This window comes from Streptomyces sp. ADI95-16 (genome assembly GCF_003721495.1).
In the GTDB taxonomy this organism is placed as follows: domain Bacteria; phylum Actinomycetota; class Actinomycetes; order Streptomycetales; family Streptomycetaceae; genus Streptomyces; species Streptomyces goshikiensis.
In genome coordinates this window covers 5,497,310-5,511,632 of the sequence record NZ_CP033581.1, presented here as the reverse complement: position 1 = coordinate 5,511,632, position 14,323 = coordinate 5,497,310, and the positions used below count along the sequence as shown (strand labels likewise).

Annotated in this window: 12 protein-coding genes, 1 tRNA gene and 2 pseudogenes; 5 read left to right on the top strand and 10 right to left on the bottom strand. The window is 69.1% G+C overall.

Going from position 1 to position 14,323, the window contains the following annotated elements; translation table 11 throughout:
- Nucleotides 1-22: 22 nt before the first annotated feature.
- Nucleotides 23-976 (bottom strand): ArgS-related anticodon-binding protein NrtL, encoded by a 954-nt coding sequence (gene nrtL / locus EES41_RS24800; RefSeq protein ID WP_123080373.1) that lies wholly within the window; start codon nt 974-976, stop codon nt 23-25.
- A gap of 108 nt (nt 977-1,084) precedes the next feature.
- The gene (locus tag EES41_RS24795) at nt 1,085-1,561 is read right to left on the bottom strand and encodes a response regulator (RefSeq protein WP_123082680.1); all 477 of its coding nucleotides are present in this window, start codon (nt 1,559-1,561) and stop codon (nt 1,085-1,087) included.
- Between the two features lie 99 nt (nt 1,562-1,660).
- On the opposite strand from EES41_RS24795, the gene EES41_RS24790 reads away from it, so the two are divergent.
- Nucleotides 1,661-1,732 (top strand) — tRNA-Arg (locus EES41_RS24790).
- A 217-nt stretch (nt 1,733-1,949) separates the two neighbouring features.
- On the opposite strand, the pseudogene EES41_RS44245 reads toward EES41_RS24790, so the two are convergent.
- Nucleotides 1,950-2,480: pseudogene (locus tag EES41_RS44245) on the bottom strand (hypothetical protein); the annotation flags it as partial.
- Between EES41_RS44245 and EES41_RS24780 the strand changes: the two are divergent.
- Nucleotides 2,470-2,842 (top strand): annotated as a pseudogene (locus EES41_RS24780) (NUDIX domain-containing protein). The pseudogenes EES41_RS44245 and EES41_RS24780 overlap by 11 nt on opposite strands.
- 8 nt (nt 2,843-2,850) lie before the next feature.
- On the opposite strand, the gene EES41_RS24775 reads toward EES41_RS24780, so the two are convergent.
- Both EES41_RS24775 and EES41_RS24770 read right to left on the bottom strand, forming a co-directional pair.
- A complete protein-coding gene (locus EES41_RS24775; protein WP_123080371.1) occupies nt 2,851-3,738 on the bottom strand; it encodes a nuclease-related domain-containing protein in 888 nt (295 codons plus the stop codon).
- A gap of 434 nt (nt 3,739-4,172) precedes the next feature.
- On the bottom strand, nt 4,173-5,588 hold the full coding sequence (locus EES41_RS24770) for an AAA family ATPase (RefSeq protein ID WP_216827268.1): 1,416 nt from the start codon (nt 5,586-5,588) through the stop codon (nt 4,173-4,175).
- 757 nt (nt 5,589-6,345) lie between these two features.
- Here EES41_RS24770 and EES41_RS24765 point away from each other — a divergent pair.
- Nucleotides 6,346-7,203, top strand: a complete 858-nt coding sequence (locus tag EES41_RS24765) for a hypothetical protein (RefSeq protein ID WP_123080369.1) — start codon at nt 6,346-6,348, stop codon at nt 7,201-7,203.
- Between the two features lie 267 nt (nt 7,204-7,470).
- Here the strand turns inward: EES41_RS24765 and EES41_RS24760 are convergent, their stop codons facing one another.
- A complete protein-coding gene (locus EES41_RS24760; RefSeq protein WP_123080368.1) occupies nt 7,471-9,138 on the bottom strand; it encodes an SWIM zinc finger domain-containing protein in 1,668 nt (555 codons plus the stop codon).
- 242 nt (nt 9,139-9,380) lie between these two features.
- Here EES41_RS24760 and EES41_RS24755 point away from each other — a divergent pair, with 242 nt between their 5' ends.
- Nucleotides 9,381-10,364: an XdhC family protein gene (locus tag EES41_RS24755; protein WP_123080367.1), complete on the top strand. Its 984-nt coding sequence runs from the start codon at nt 9,381-9,383 to the stop codon at nt 10,362-10,364.
- Nucleotides 10,365-10,379: 15 nt separating this feature from the next.
- Here the strand turns inward: EES41_RS24755 and EES41_RS24750 are convergent, their stop codons facing one another.
- Nucleotides 10,380-10,706, bottom strand: a complete 327-nt coding sequence (locus EES41_RS24750; RefSeq protein WP_123080366.1) for a plasmid stabilization protein — start codon at nt 10,704-10,706, stop codon at nt 10,380-10,382.
- A gap of 111 nt (nt 10,707-10,817) precedes the next feature.
- Here EES41_RS24750 and EES41_RS24745 point away from each other — a divergent pair, with 111 nt between their 5' ends.
- The gene (locus tag EES41_RS24745) at nt 10,818-11,213 is read left to right on the top strand and encodes a DUF6479 family protein (RefSeq protein ID WP_123080365.1); all 396 of its coding nucleotides are present in this window, start codon (nt 10,818-10,820) and stop codon (nt 11,211-11,213) included.
- 61 nt (nt 11,214-11,274) lie between these two features.
- Here the strand turns inward: EES41_RS24745 and EES41_RS24740 are convergent, their stop codons facing one another.
- The 3 genes from EES41_RS24740 to EES41_RS24730 all read right to left on the bottom strand — a co-directional run bounded on the left by EES41_RS24740 (nt 11,275) and on the right by EES41_RS24730 (nt 14,297).
- Entirely contained in the window at nt 11,275-12,183 is a 909-nt protein-coding gene (locus EES41_RS24740; RefSeq protein WP_123082679.1) for an ATP-dependent DNA ligase, read from the bottom strand.
- On the bottom strand, nt 12,183-13,082 hold the full coding sequence (ligD, locus tag EES41_RS24735; RefSeq protein WP_123080364.1) for a non-homologous end-joining DNA ligase: 900 nt from the start codon (nt 13,080-13,082) through the stop codon (nt 12,183-12,185). The genes EES41_RS24740 and ligD overlap by 1 nt, the downstream gene beginning before the upstream one ends.
- Before the next feature lie 108 nt (nt 13,083-13,190).
- Nucleotides 13,191-14,297 (bottom strand): Ku protein, encoded by a 1,107-nt coding sequence (locus tag EES41_RS24730; RefSeq protein WP_123080363.1) that lies wholly within the window; start codon nt 14,295-14,297, stop codon nt 13,191-13,193.
- Nucleotides 14,298-14,323 lie beyond the last annotated feature (26 nt).

Below are 14,323 nucleotides of genomic sequence, written 5' to 3'. Positions count from 1 at the left end.
CTCTTCACTGATCACAGGCTGATCACAGGCAGTCAGGAGCGTCTATGCCGAGCAGGGCCAGGCCGCCGGCCAGCACCGTCCCGGCGGCTTCGGCAAGAGCCAGCCGGGCCCGATGGGCGGCCGAGGGTTTCTCGTCCCCCTTGGGCAGGACGCGGTACTGGAAGTCGAGCAGGGCGTCGGCCAGCTCGACGAGGTGCCGCACGACCCGCTCGGGCGCCCGGTGGTGCGCGGCGGCTTCGAGCACGAGCGGATAGTCGAGCAGCCCCCGCACCACCGCCCCGCCCTCCTCGTTCCTCTCGCCCACGGGGCCGGGCTCGGCCCGGAACCCCAACTGCGCGGCGTTGGCGGTGAGGGCCCGGCTGCGGGCGTGGGCGTACCGGACGCGGAAGAACTCGTTGGCGGCCTCGTCCTGGAGGAGCAGCCGCGGGGAGAAGACCGCCGTCTCGTGCGGCGCCACCGCGAGCATCGCCCAGGCGGCGGCGTCGGCCCCGTACAGGGCGACGACCCCCCGGTCCCGCCGCGCGAGCGGCGCAACGGAAAGCCCGCCGCCACCCTCCTGCCCCTGACTCCGCAGGATCCGCCGCACGGCGTCCCCCACCACCCGCTCCCGCAGCTCACCGTCGGGCGACGCGAACCCGTACCGAGCCCCGCGCTCGCGCACCTCGCGCACCAGCTCGGCGGCGGACCGCTCGGCCAGTACGAAGTTCAGGAACCCGGCGCCGGTGATCTCGACGCGCTCGATGCCGGGGACCCCGGCCAGCATCCCGGCGATCACCCGGGCAGCCTCGGCGGGAGTCATCCCGGCCCGCTTGGCGATCTGGAAGGCGACGGCGGTGGCGTACTCCCCCACCCCACCGGGCCGCGTCCGATCGACGACCACCCGCTCCGGAACCCCGGTCCCGGCCGGCAGCTCACCCTCCTCGACGGCGCGGCGCACGGCGCGCACGACGGTACGGGAGAGGTCAGCGGGGGTCACGAGACCCAGCCTAGGGGAGAGACCCCCTCGTCACGCGAAGGGTTTCGCCATGTGAACACCACCACCCGCCACCACAGGAAAGCCTCCCCCTACGACTTCCCCTCACCCTCACCCTCTGCCTCTCCCGGCGGGAGCTCCTTTCCGCTCCCTCCGGTCCTTCCTCTCGACCAGCCGACGCACGACACGCACCAACTCGGCGGGCTCGAAGGGCTTCGCGATGAACGCGTCCACCCCGGCGGCGATGCCGGCCTCCACCTCGTTCTGCGTACAGGCGCTCACGATCGCGAGCGGCAGATGCCGCGTCCGCGGATCGGCCCGCAACCGCGCGGCGGCCCCGAACCCGTCGAGCCGCGGCATGACCACATCAAGGGTGATCACATCCGGACACACCCGATGGACCACGTCCAGGCACTCGACACCATCGTTCGCGGTCACGACCTCGAAGCCCTCCAGCTCGAGATTGACCTTGATCAGCTGCCGGATGACCTTGTTGTCGTCGACAACAAGCACCCGGCCCGAGACGCCTGGCACAACTTGAGAGTAGGTCCGGGGCGGCCCCCGCGTCCGGGTTTTTGCCACTTCCACCCCCTCAGGGCGACCCACTTCCCCCAGCCCCGCAATCCGTTCCTGATCACCCCGCGGAAGCTGGTAGTGTTCAACCCGTCGCCGCAACGCGAACGACACGCCCCCGTAGCTCAGGGGATAGAGCAACGGCCTCCGGAGCCGTGTGCGCAGGTTCGAATCCTGCCGGGGGCACTTCGCAGGAAGTGCCCAAAGACCCCGCCATCAGCGCCAACGCTGAGACGGGGTCTTCGCGTATCCACACCCAACTGCCGCCGTACGCAGCCGTATGCCAGGGCCCGTGGACTATGCGTGGACAGGATCCTGCTCCATCGGTGCAGGTCAGCCACGGAAACGCCGAAGGCCCCGGACAGCTCCAGGGGCCTCGCAGCGTATCGCCAGTCACTCGCGATCACTCGTACTCGCGCAGCAGATCTTCGATCCGCCGGTTGGCCCCCTCCTGGCGCCCGTCGAGGCACTTCGCGTACCGACTCAGCAGCACCTCCACGCTGTTGCCGGCGCGCTCGGCAACCTCGGTCGGGTCGACGCCGGCGTTGAGCCCTCGGTCGGCCGGAAGCCCCCGAAGTGCATCCCGGCGAAGAGCCCCACCAGGCGCCGACCCCGGGCTCGGCGGTGTCCCCCGACGTAGGAGACGGCGGTCAGCAGCGACCGAGCCTGCTCCGGATTGGCCACCACCCGGGGGTCGACGTCATTCGACACCTTGGGCTTCTGCCAGCGAACCGCGGCGAGAGGGTTCTCCCTGAATTCGCCGAGGTCCACGGCGTAGTGCAGGGCATTGACCAGAGTGCGCCGCTTCCGCTGAACCGGCTCGGCAGCCGCTGAGGTTCCGTCCAGCTTCACGGGCAAGGGCCGGATCCGCCAGATCGGACAGCGACCGGGAGGCGTTCGAAACCCAGTGCAAGGCGTTCCCGATCTCCGGAGGTTCGCGAGGACGGCCGACTCGGGAACTGCCGGGCGGAGTACTCGAACTCGCCGAATCCCCAGAGGCCGACGTACGTCGCGAGATCCTGGAGGAGACGGGCACCGAGGTCGAGGTAGACGAGCTCACCGGCGCCTACAAGAAGACGGCCCGAGGCATCGCCGCCCTGGTCTTCCGCTGCAAGCCCTCCGGCGGTACCACGCGCACGTCGGAGGAGTCGACCCGCGGTTGCATGGCTCACTCACCCCGGAAGAGGTATCCGAGCAGATGTCCGAGGTCTTCGCGATCAGCCTCCTCGACGCCCCTGGATCACGAGGGCCCCCGTCCGTAGCCATGACGGCAAGCAGCTGACCTCAGCGACCTGACCGGCGGGTCACGCGTCGAACCACACTCGCCGATCCCTGGCGACGCTGTAGAGGTGCTCGATCTGGGGTGCGGTGAGGACACCGGACAAGGGACCCAAGGCAGACACCGCCCGCTCCTGTAAGACCCGGACGCTGAGCTGCGTGGGGACCACGTCGAGCTTGAGGACGTCCACGAAGACCAGAATCGGGCGCACGGGTACATCGAAGTCGCAGTACTGTCCCAGGACCTTGCGTGCGCGACCGGCCTCCGCTCGGCTCTTGATCACGTAGGGCTGGGCCTTGCCGCCGTTGACCTTCACCATGTCGTCCCCCACCCACACTCGTTTCTGTGGGTGCCGCTTGGTGTTGATCGTGAAGACTCCGCCGGGCCCAATCAGTAAGTGGTCGATGTCCACTTGGCGTGGCAACGGGATCGCATGCAGCACGCGCCATCCTTGGCGTTCCAGCCGTTCAAGCTCCCGCCCAACGCGCTGTTCGCCGACCAGCCCTGTACGCCAGGAGTCCTCATCGGTCCTGCGTCGAAGCACCCAGGCAATCACTCGCTGCCAGAGCCCCGGCCCGGATGCGCCGAGCCGCTGCCGCAGCTCCTCACCAGGCCGATTCTTCGCGAGATCGTTCTCGGGCGTCAGCAGGGGCAGCCCACGAGGGGCGTCATCACCTACGGCCGGCGTCGGCAGCCCTGGAACCGGACCGGCAAACCGGGCCAGCGCATCACGGACGGCATCCCGGTACTCGCCGACTAAAACGGTGGTCTCCCCAGTCTTGCGATCCATCCAGCCGACCGCTGTCCCATCGGGCAGGTTCACGTACAGGCGATCATGCCCGTGCCGCTTCCACGAGGCCACCTTCAAGTTGTTCACTAGCCCCCCACGCTCCGCAGAAATGTCACGGGCCATGGGAACAGCGGACTAGCGGGCCCACAAGAGCGCCCCTGCGGTAAGACTTTCCCTACTTCATCAAGCACCCGGCTGCGCTCGGGGCGACGCTCCTACCTTCGGCCCGCTCCGCCCCCGCTACGCCGACGCCCGCCCCTGCAAGGCGGGATAGGCCAAAGGGCTGAGCTGAACCCTGAAGCCCGCGGGTTCCCTCCCTCACCGACACGCCTCCGGCGGGGGCGCTCTGACTCCGGGGTGGACGGGGCACCGCTGGCGGGTGCCGGCTGTGGTGGGCTGAGGTGGGGAACTCCCATCCCGTCCACCGTCGCCCCAGGCAAGCCGAGCAGACACCGCACCGGGCGTCCAGGCACCGCGTCCGCTCCACGTATGTGTGGGTCGACGGCGGACGGGATGAGAGTCGGGGTGCGTGGCGTGCTGGAGCGGGTCCAGCAGACCTACTGCGGAGGCTGCAAATTGAGCTGAGAGGACGCCGTGTCGCGGGAAAACTCCAACCAGTACCCCACGAAGGGCTTAGGCGTTCGAACGACGAGTCGATGGAATCCATCACCTATCGGCACGACTTCGACCAAGCGGGCATCGGCAACCGAACTAGCGCCGACTGGCATGGAAAATTGAGCCTCGGGATCAGAGCGAATGGCCTCTTGCAGCGCATGCGCCACCCGCTCGACAGCGATATTCAGCAGAAGTTCAATGTCTCCCCTGAGATCCACTTCATAAGCACACCAGTCCACCACTGCATCGATCGGTCCGGGACTAGATGCGGCTTGAGCGGCCTGATTCAATCCCTTAGTTTCAATTCCTAGCACATTTTCGATCGTCCCTTGATCATGCAACCACATTCCATGGTCGCGCCAAATGGCAATAATCTTCTCCTTGCGTAGGGGATGCGCTGTCCCGTCAGGAATAGACCGGGCTAGCCAATCAGCTTTTTCCTTAGGGCTTGCGGAAACCCCGGCCTTTTTCATCTCGACAATCAATGGCTTCAAGATTTCGGTCGTCTTAGGAGGCTCCTGGAACAATTCTTCCCTGTACCTGCGAGTGACCTCAGGATAGGAATCCATTACGCTTTGAACGCTAGGCTCAAGGCAAGCATCTAGGTCGGCAACTGCCCGCACATCAACGCCGAGTGCATGGGAAATCTCGAACCAAAGGGCCACTTCCACACTACTCCCGCAAAGTACCAGGTCTGTTTGCGCTACGACCTCCGGAGTCTTCGTACGCTCTAGGGATGCAGAAAGAGCGGCGACATCATGAACGCCTTCAACCAGAACTGGCCGCGGCGAAAATACCAACTGGCTGACCAGGTCAGGGTTCACCCTGAGGGTGGCTGACACTTGGGTACGACGCCTTTCAGTCTCCTCTCCGCGCTGCCGATCGAAAAGAGCACAAGCTAGCGAAACTGGACCTCGGCCAGCCTGAAAATGCCAAATCCCCCCTAGCTCACTGGCATCTCGAACTCGGAGAAGCGATGGCTCATGCGTGACAACCAGCGCGCGCTTATCGCGTTCAACACATTCCCTGCGCAGTTCAGCTAGCCATAGGCGAGCCATCGAAGGGTGGAGATGCAATTCGGGCTCATCCACCATTAGGAGAGTCCAGTCATCGCGATAAGCGGCCGCAAGCAAGATCACAAGCTCTCTCAGGCCGTGACCTTCATCTCGAAAGAGAGAATACTCAACGCCCCCAATAAGGACGTGCGGGTCTAGATAACCCGAACTTTCCCTAAGTTGGATGGTGCGCCCCAGCGCCCTTTTCAGGAACGCGGCAACCTTTAGCCAGACGTCAGGCTGCTCCCGAAGCGAATAAAGATCATCCGTAGCGAAATGCGTATCGGGGTAGATCTGCTTCATCTGGAGACGGTCACTCTCACCGAGCGGCACCCCCTTGAAATCAACCTGATACGCACCCCAGGAGTAGTTGCTAAATGACATCAGGCTAACGAGCCTATCCGTATCGAGCAGCCTGCTTCCTACGACCTTTCGCGTGAGAGCCTTCGCCGTTCGCGACTTTCCACTACCATTCCTACCGACGAAGAACGTGACGGGATGAACCCACTCGTCAATTTCGAAGTATGGTTCGGGCGAATGCGTTGCGACCTGTTGAGGAAATACCTCATGGAGGTCAATTCGGACTGGGGGGAGCGAGTGCAGAGAATCTGTCATTCCACCATCGTGCCAGTTACCCTGGGGCCCCGTCTTCAGAATGCTTGAAGTCAGTTACCAGTCAAGCAAGGGCGTTTGCGGGAGAGCAGGAACGCCAGCCTGCCTTGCGGCTCGCGGCCTATTCATGGACCGATGCAGCAGGTAGGACCGCATCCAAGCCCTTGACCAGCTGAAACGCGTTATACGCACGGGGCCTCCGGAGCCGGGTGCGCAGGTTCGAATCCTGCCGGGGGCACTTCTGCTGGACCAGCGTGAAGCACCCGCTGACCTGCGCGAGTGCCAAGCATCAAGGCCTGGACCCAGTCCCACTGCGTCCAGGTATTTGTCGTTGCTGCGCACTGGCCGCGATGGAACTGCGATAGAGACCGACAGGTCAGCGCCGGAAGCCCGATACCCTCCCAGTCAGCAGGGCTCAGCCCTCAGGGAGGAAGGCGGACGACGCTCCGTGGAAACAGCGCTTTCGATCATCGCCATCATCGTGTCGGTAGGAACGGCAGCGTTCGAAGCCGTCCGGTGGAAGGCAGAAGGCGCCAAGTTGACGGTCACCGCGTCAACGGCACTAGTCGGCCCGTTCGAGACGGGTGAGATGCGCTCCTGCATCTGCGTACGAGTCGTCAACAGCGGCCGTGGGACCGTGGTCATCAGGGATTGGGGCCTCATCCATCCCGACAGCACTCTCTCTACGAGCACCTGGGGCAGGTGGTCACATGGACCGGCGACACCAGTAGTCCTGTCTCCTGAGAATCCGGATGCGTTCTGGAAGCTGGACCTTCACGAGCAGAGGCAGTCTCTGGAGGCTGAGCACCCCGGCGTGCCACTGATCTTGCAAGCCTTTGTTCGCCTCCCTGGCGGAAAGATGGTCCGCTCGACGAACCAGGTCGCCATCGACGGCAGCTCCTCCGCCAGGCCCACCTGGCAGGAGCGTTGGAATCGCTGGAGAGACGCCCAAGTTTTCGTCGGGGCATACCGGCCGGGGCAGGACGGCAATCCTCACCGCTTCGTCGTCGCAGGCGCCGGGCCGCGCGCTGCCAGGCGCGTGATCGTGGACCTCGTGCGGGACCGAGACGGTACGGCGAGAGGACCGCTTCCGGCTGGCGCGCAGACCGACGTTCGCCGCCGGATCCTGAGGAGGGGCAAGGACCTGGCGATTGCCGTACCGGAGCCTGCCTACGGCGAAGGACTGCACTTCCGTGTCCGGTGGCAGAGCTGGCGGAGGCACCATGAGGTGCGCAGCCAACTGCCTGATCGCTCCACTCTGGACGCTGCTGCCGAAGAGTTCCGCCAGCAGCGCCAGGGGTCGTAACTCAGCGGTCAGCTCATGGCGTAGATGCGAGCCGGCTCTGCCTCGATGCGCTGATCCATGGTCTCCTGTTGCCGCCAGCCACCGCCGACCGCCTGACCTGCCAGATCCACGAACGCGACCGGCTCATCACCCTGACCCGCCACACCACGCGACGGCACGGGCGCCGACAGCGATTCGGCCGCCGTGGTGGGTGCGCGCGTCTCGGCCGCTCAAGGGGGAGCACAGCGAGGTCACCAACGTCGGCGCCCGCTAGGCGCTTGCCGAGCCTTACAGGCCGTGGTCGTTCATGAGTCGCATCAGGTTGCGCTTGCGCTTCTGGGTGGTGCGCAGGTCGGTGACGTACGCGGTGAAATCGTCCGGGGTGCCGAGGTGGCGGTGGCAGGTGCGGATGCTCAAGAGCAGGCTGACGAGCTGTTCGTAGGCGTGGTTGCCGGTCTCACGGGTGAGGCGGGCGGCCAGGCGGAGGTAGACGCTCAGGGCGTCGGCGGGGCGGGTGGGGCGGGAGTGGTTGGCGAGGGCGAGCCACTGGCCGTCGTGGGCGCCGAACTCGCCGGCTGCCTGCCAGGCGGCGTCGATGTCCTCGTCGTCCAGCAGGACATCGACGAGGACCCGGCCACCGTGTGTTCCCGCCCGTTCGGCATCGGCGCGCAGAAGGCTCAGGGTCGTCTCGCGCTCGGCTGGCCAGCATGCGGCGGCGCCGGCAGCGGCACGTAGCCGCTGGTAGGTGAGCAGGGTGCGGCAGGCGGCGAAGTGGTCGCGGCGCAGGGCCAGGGCGTCGGCGGGGCGGCCCGTTCGGGTGTAGCGGTCGGTGAGGTGGTCGACCAGGGCGGTGTCGACGGTGGCGAGGTCCTCGGTCTCGCGGATGCCGCGCTCGGCCCATTCCAGGACTTCGGCGGTCCGGCCGGCGGTATCCAGTTCGCGGGCGATGAGCAGGTGGGTGTGGCCGTTCGGCGCGAGGTCGGCTGCGTGTACGGCGATCACCGTGTCGATGTCCCGCCCCGACTTCGCGAGGCGTTGCATGAGGTGCTTCTCGGCCCAGCCGGTGCGGTTCGCCTTCCATGCTTCCGTCGCGTACCGGCGCAGGGCCGCCATTCCCTGCTCGTCGAGCAGGTCCTCGTAGTCGAGCGGGTCGATGTCCGTCAGGTCTGCCGCGTCGTCCAAGGCGTGCGTCACCAGCCAGTGCGCGAGTTCCTCCGGATCGGGCCGGGCCGCGCGGCAGGCGTCGTGGTGGGCGTCAGCGAGGTCGGAGCCTGTCTGGCCGAGCCAGCCATCGGAGTCGTCGACGCTTTCGGCCACCCCGGCCAGCAAGCGGATCGCCTCCCGCGCCAGGGCCATCGCGTCGGCGGCCCGGCCCGATCCGGTCAGCGACCTGACCGCGGAGACCGCCTGCCCGGCCTGGTCGGCGTAGGCGCGGGCGTCGGCGTACTCGACGTAGCCGTACTGCGCGAAGGGTCCGATGTCGAGCAACTCACGTATGCGGGACCGGATCCCGGCCAGGTCTCCGCGGGCGCTCGCCGCGCGCAGCTCCAGGCGGCGGCGCAGCTGGCGGTCCTCGGCCGTCTCCTCCCGCACGAGAGCGAGCAGATCCTCCCGCGACAGATCCGACAGCCAGGCGTCGAGGCCTCGCGCCCGGTCCCGGGCCGAATCCCGCCCCTGGGAGAGGTCCGTCTCCTGGCCGATCAGGGCCAGGCCGAGAGCGACCAGGTGCTTGCAGAAGTTGCCCTCCTGGCCGTAGGGGCAGTCGCAGGTGCCGGCGAGCCTTCCTCTCCCGCCCGGGACCAGCTGCACCTCGTACCGCTCCGTGCCGCGTACCGACGCCCTGATCCAGCCGTCACCGACCTCGATCCCGGACACCGCATCGACATAGCCGAGGCCGCGCTCGTACGAACGCTCCCCCGCCACCGCCCGCAGTTGTGCCTCGGTCAGTCCGCCCATGGCTCTTCGCACTCCGGTCCGGCTCGGGCTCCGCTCGACGGCACTCACCCTAACGGCCGCCATCCGCAGCGTCGTCGTCGAGCGGAGCGGGGGTTCCGGTGGTCTGTACGAGGGGGGGTGGGTGGGGTTGGGGGTTTGGGGGGTGGATCGGGGTGGGGGGCGTGCGTAGGTTGAGGGTGAGGTCACGTGGCGCCGCCCGCCGGGTGCTTGGGCGGCTCTGACGACGAGGATGGGGCATCGCGATGCGGGAGCTTGCGGAGACGGCACGGCAGTGGGCGGCCGAGGGGCGCGGCGGGTTCTTGGCACGGCCCGTGGCCGAGCAGGGGTTCGGGCCGCGGGATCCGGCCGGGGCGGTGCTGATCGATCCGCGCGGGGAGTGCGTCGGGGCGCTGTACCGCGGGGTGTTCGACGCGGAGCTCGTCGCCGAGGCCGGGGCGCTGCGCGACGGGGAGACGGCGCGGGTGTGCGAGGTTTCCGTCGGGGCGGACGAGGCCGCCCAGGCGCGGCTGACCTGCGGGGGCCGGGCGGAGATCCTGCTGCAGCCGCTGGGGTCGGTGCCGGCGGCGTGGTGGGAGCTGCTCGCCGAGGGGGTCGGGGTGGCGCTGGTGACCCGGCTGAACGAGGGGGCCGACCGGGCCGTGAGCGAGGTGGTGCGGGCCACCGACGTACCGGGTACGGATTCCGAGCGGCGGGCCGGTGAGCTGCTGGCGACGCGCCGGCCCGGGCGGGACGCCCTGTACGGGGGGTCGGGGCTGGTGCTGGTGGAGGCGTATCCCTCGGCCCCGTACGTGGTGATCGGCGGGGGCGGCGAGCTCGGGGAGCTCATCGCCCGTCAGGCCGGGCTGCTCGGCTGGGAGGCGGTGATCGTGACGGAGCCGGCGGAGGCGGAGAAGGTGCTGGCGGCGCGGCGTGACGCGGCGTGCCTGGCGATGCTCAGCCATGACCCGGAGTTCGATGTTCCGACGCTGCGCACGGCGCTCGCGCTCGGGATCCCGTACGTCGGCGCGCTCGGCTCCCGGCGGACGACGGCCCGGCGCCGGGACGGGCTGCTGGCGGCCGGGGTGGCGCAGGCCCGGCTGGAGACGGTGCACGGGCCGATCGGGCTGGACCTCGGGGCGCGGACGCCCGCCGAGACCGCGCTGGCGATCTGCGCGGAGGTGCTGGCGGTGCTCGGCGGGCGGGACGCCCGTGGGGTGCGGGACTCCGACGGGCCCCTGCGTGGCTGATGGTGAACGTAATGGTCAGGGGGTGTTCAGGGCTCGTTTGAGTTGGGCCTTGTTCATGTCCGAGCGGCCGTGGACGTTGCGGCGCTGGGCCTCGGCGTAGAGCTGGTCGTACGTGGGGCCCTGCGCGCCCGAGTGGGAGTGCAGGCCGCCGCGCCGCGACGAGGACATGTCGTCCAGCGACTGCTTGCTCGCGGTCTTGGACTCGCCCGCCCGGGCCCGCTCCTTGTTGACGGTCCGGGCGGCGATCTCCTCGGCCCGCTCCTCGGACTCGCCGCGCCGCTCGGCGCTCTCCTTGATGTGTTCGTACTGGCGTTCCCGCTTCGGGGAAGATCCGCGGGGCATGACAGGGGCTCCTTCCGCCCGGGTGCGCTTGCTCTTGGCGCGTACCCCGAACGGGTCAAGCCATCCGGCCAGAGGTGCGCATATCAGACATAAGTAAGTGAAACTGGCCGTATGGACATGACTCTCAGCGTGGACGCGATCATCAGCCACATCGTGTGGTTCTTCTTCGCGGGGCTGGTCATCGTCGGGTTCCTGCTCGGCGCCTTCAAACTGGGCCAGCGCGTCCGGGCCAAGGAGCCCCCGCCCCCCACCCCCGAGAGCCAGCCGCACCTGCCCGACGGCGGCGCGGTCTACGAGGTCCGCGAGGAGCGGGATCCGGTGGAGATCCCCGAGGGCGGCCTCCGGCCGCACGAGATGCAGGGCTATGGCAACTTCGGCTCCACCACCTCCAGCCACCCGGACGAGGTGCGCGCCGAACGGGAAGCGGGCCACCAGCAGGTGAAGGGGCCGCACCCGCACGTACAGCCCGGCGCTCCCCCGGACGCGGGGCGCGGCGCCCACGCCTAGCCGTCACGGAATACGGACCGCCTTGCTTCCTCTGACCGCCCTCCCGTTCGTACGGGGGCGGTCAGAGGTCTGTGCGCAGCCGGAGCACCTCCGGCGGCGGGTGCCGTGCGGAGGCGTGCCGGACCTCCGCCGTCAGCGGCGGATCGAGCGGCCGGAACGGGACCTCGCCGAGGCCGATCGCCGTGACGGTCGCGCCGGTCGCGCCGGAGGCGCCGGAGGGTCCCGATGCGCCCGGCGCCTGCGCCACCGCCGCCGCCGCCACCTCCGCCCGCAGCGCCGGCGTCAGCGGGCTCGACACCAGCGGCGTCTCGTCCCCGACCGGCAGTACGAGGACCAGCGCCACCGGTCGGCGCGGTGACCCGGTGTACCCGACGACCGCCGCGTCCCGCACGTTCGTGTGCCGGAGTTTGCGCCAGCCGCGCCGCCCGGCCGGGTAGGGCTGGTCCAGCCGCTTGACGACCAGGCCCTCGACCCCGCTCGCCGGCAGCGTCTCGTACCAGGTCGCGGCGAGTTCCGGGTCGGTGGTCATGGGCACCGGCTGGAGCGGCGGGCCGAGCGGGAGCAGCAGGTCGACGAGGAGGGCGCGCCTGCGCTCGTACGGGCGGGCGCGCAGGTCGAGCCCGGCCAGCTCCAGGACGTCGAACGCCGCGTACGAGGCCGGCAGGCTCCGCGCGAGCACGGCGGCCCGCGCGGCCGTCGCGGCGGCCCGGCGCTGGACCAGGGCGAAGTCCGTCCGGCCCTCGTGCCAGACCACCACCTCCCCGTCGAGGACGGTTCCGGCGGGCAACTGGCGGGCGGCGGCCGCCAGATCGGGGAAGGCGGCGGTGACGATGCGGCCGGAGCGGGCCTGGAGCACCACGTCCTCCACGGTCCGCACCACGACCAGCCGGTGTCCGTCGAACTTCGGCTCGTACGCCAGTCCGGGCGCGCGCGGGAGCGTGGTGACGGCTTCGGCCAGCGCGACGGTGATCACGGCGGGGTCCCGCCGGGGAGGCGGCCCGCGCGGCCGGGGTCGGTGAGCGGGGCCAGCAGGTCGCCGTCGCGGGCCAGCCGCGGCGGGATGTCACCGGCGAGGAAGACCAGGTCGGCGGGGGCACGGCAGCCCTCCACCTCCTGCCACGACACGGGGGCGGAGACGGTGGGCAGGGCGCGGGCGCGCAGCGTGTACGGCGCGGCGGTGGTCTTGGCGGCGGCGTTCTGGCTGTGGTCGACGAACACCTTGCCGGGGCGCAGCGCCTTGGCCATCCGGTGGACGACGAGCTCGGGGAGCTCGCGCTCGGCCTCCTGGGCGAGCGTCTTCGCGTACGCGGACACCCGGTCGGACGCGGTCGGCTCCACGGAAACGGCCAGGTGGAGGCCCTTGGAGCCGGAGGTCTTGGCGTACGCCTCCAGGCCGTCGGCGGCGAGCCGGTCGCGCAGCCACAGCGCGGCGGCGCAGCACTCGACGACGGTGGCGGGCGGCCCGGGGTCGAGGTCGAGGACCAGGCGGTCGGCGACGGCGGGGCTGCCGACGGTCCACTGGGGGGTGTGGAACTCGACGACGAGGTTCGCGGCCCACATGAGGGACGGCAGGTCGGCGACGACGACCTGCTCGGCGGCGGGGTCGTCGGAGCGGGGTACGGGGGTGGTCGGGACCCATGCGGGGGTGCCGGGCGGCGGGTTCTTGGTGAAGAACAGCTGGCCGTCCGGGCCGTCGGGATAGCGCAGGAACGACACCGGCCGGTTGTGGACGTGGGCCAGCAGCGATCCCGCGACGGTGGCGTAGTAGTGCAGCACCTCGCCCTTGGTGAAGCCGGTCTCGGGGTACAGGACCTTGTCGAGATTGCTGAGGGAGATGCGACGCCCCTCCACCATCGTGATCGGCGCCATACGACGAGACTGCCATGGATCGGGGCAAAGGGGGCGGAGGGGGCGGTTCGGGCCGCTCGCCGTCATGCCCGTGTCTGGCATGCGGGGTGAGGGGTGCGGCGTCAGGCGTCAGGCCGATGCGCGCTTCTGCGTCGTCTTCTTGGCCGCGGCCGTCTTCGAGGCCGCCTTCTTGGTCGTCTTCGAGGCCGCCTTCGATGGCGTCTTCTTGGCCGTGGCCCCCTTCGCGGTCGTCTTCTTGCCGCCGGTGTCCTTGGGCGCGGCCGCGCTCCTGGCGGCGGCCGAGCCGGTCGTCTTGCGGGCCGGGGTCCGGGGCTCGGATTTCGCGGCTGCCTTCGACGCCGTCCTCGTGGCTCGTTTCGCGGGGGTCTTGCCGGCCCCCGTACCGACGGGCAGCTCGTGCACCTGCGCCGTTTCGGCACCCGATCCCGACTCGCCGCGGGATTCGCGGGCCGCGCGGACGCTGTTCTCCAGTGCGGCCATCAGGTCGATGACCTTTCCGCCGGCCGGGGCGGCCGCCTCCTCGTGCGGGGGTTCGATGCCCTGCAGCCGGGCCTCGATGACCTGCTGGAGCGCTTCCTGGTAGTCGTCGTGCAGCGCGGACATGTCGAAGTCCTGGGACAGCATCTCCATGAGCGACTTGGCCATCTGGAGTTCCTGCGGGCGGATGGTGACATCGCCCTCGGGGGTGATCCCGGCGGCCGGGCGGACCTCGTCGGGCCACAGACAGGTCTGGAGGACGAGCGTGTCCTCGTGCACCCTCAGCACCGCGAGGGATTCCCGCGACCGGATGGCGATCTTCGTGACGGCGATCTGCCCCGACTCGGTCAGGGCCTCCCTGAGCAGGGCGTACGGCTTGGCCGCGGCCTTGTCGGAGGTGCCGACGTAGTACGCCTTGGAGAACATCAGCGGATCGATGCTCCCGGCGTCGACGAAGGCCAGCACGTCGATGAGCTTCTTGCTGGGCAGGGGGAGGTCGGCGAGGTCCTCGTCGGAGAGCATGATCATGCTGCCGTCGGGGGCCTCGTAGCCCTTGGTGATCTCCTGGTACGGGATCTCCACGTCCTCGGCCTCGCACACGCGCCGCAGCCGGACCCTGGAGGCGTCCTTCTCGTGCACCTGGCGGAGCGGGATGTCGTGCTCCTCCGTGGCCGTGAAGAGCTGGACCGGGATCGTGACCAGGCCGAAGGAGATGGCCCCCTTCCAGGTGGCTCTCATGGGTGGCTCCTTCCCTGGGGCCCTCA

What these genes read in the sequence shown, in the direction of transcription:
- ligD (WP_123080364.1), bottom strand. Translation starts at nt 13,082, where the DNA reads ATGGCGCCGATCACGATGGTGGAGGGGCGTCGCATCTCCCTCAGCAAT.
- EES41_RS24770 (WP_216827268.1), bottom strand. Translation starts at nt 5,588, where the DNA reads ATGAAGCAGATCTACCCCGATACGCATTTCGCTACGGATGATCTTTAT.
- EES41_RS24750 (WP_123080366.1), bottom strand. Translation starts at nt 10,706, where the DNA reads ATGCCCCGCGGATCTTCCCCGAAGCGGGAACGCCAGTACGAACACATC.
- EES41_RS24775 (WP_123080371.1), bottom strand. Translation starts at nt 3,738, where the DNA reads ATGGCCCGTGACATTTCTGCGGAGCGTGGGGGGCTAGTGAACAACTTG.
- EES41_RS24730 (WP_123080363.1), bottom strand. Translation starts at nt 14,297, where the DNA reads ATGAGAGCCACCTGGAAGGGGGCCATCTCCTTCGGCCTGGTCACGATC.
- EES41_RS24745 (WP_123080365.1), top strand. Translation starts at nt 10,818, where the DNA reads ATGGACATGACTCTCAGCGTGGACGCGATCATCAGCCACATCGTGTGG.
- EES41_RS24755 (WP_123080367.1), top strand. Translation starts at nt 9,381, where the DNA reads ATGCGGGAGCTTGCGGAGACGGCACGGCAGTGGGCGGCCGAGGGGCGC.
- EES41_RS24760 (WP_123080368.1), bottom strand. Translation starts at nt 9,138, where the DNA reads ATGGGCGGACTGACCGAGGCACAACTGCGGGCGGTGGCGGGGGAGCGT.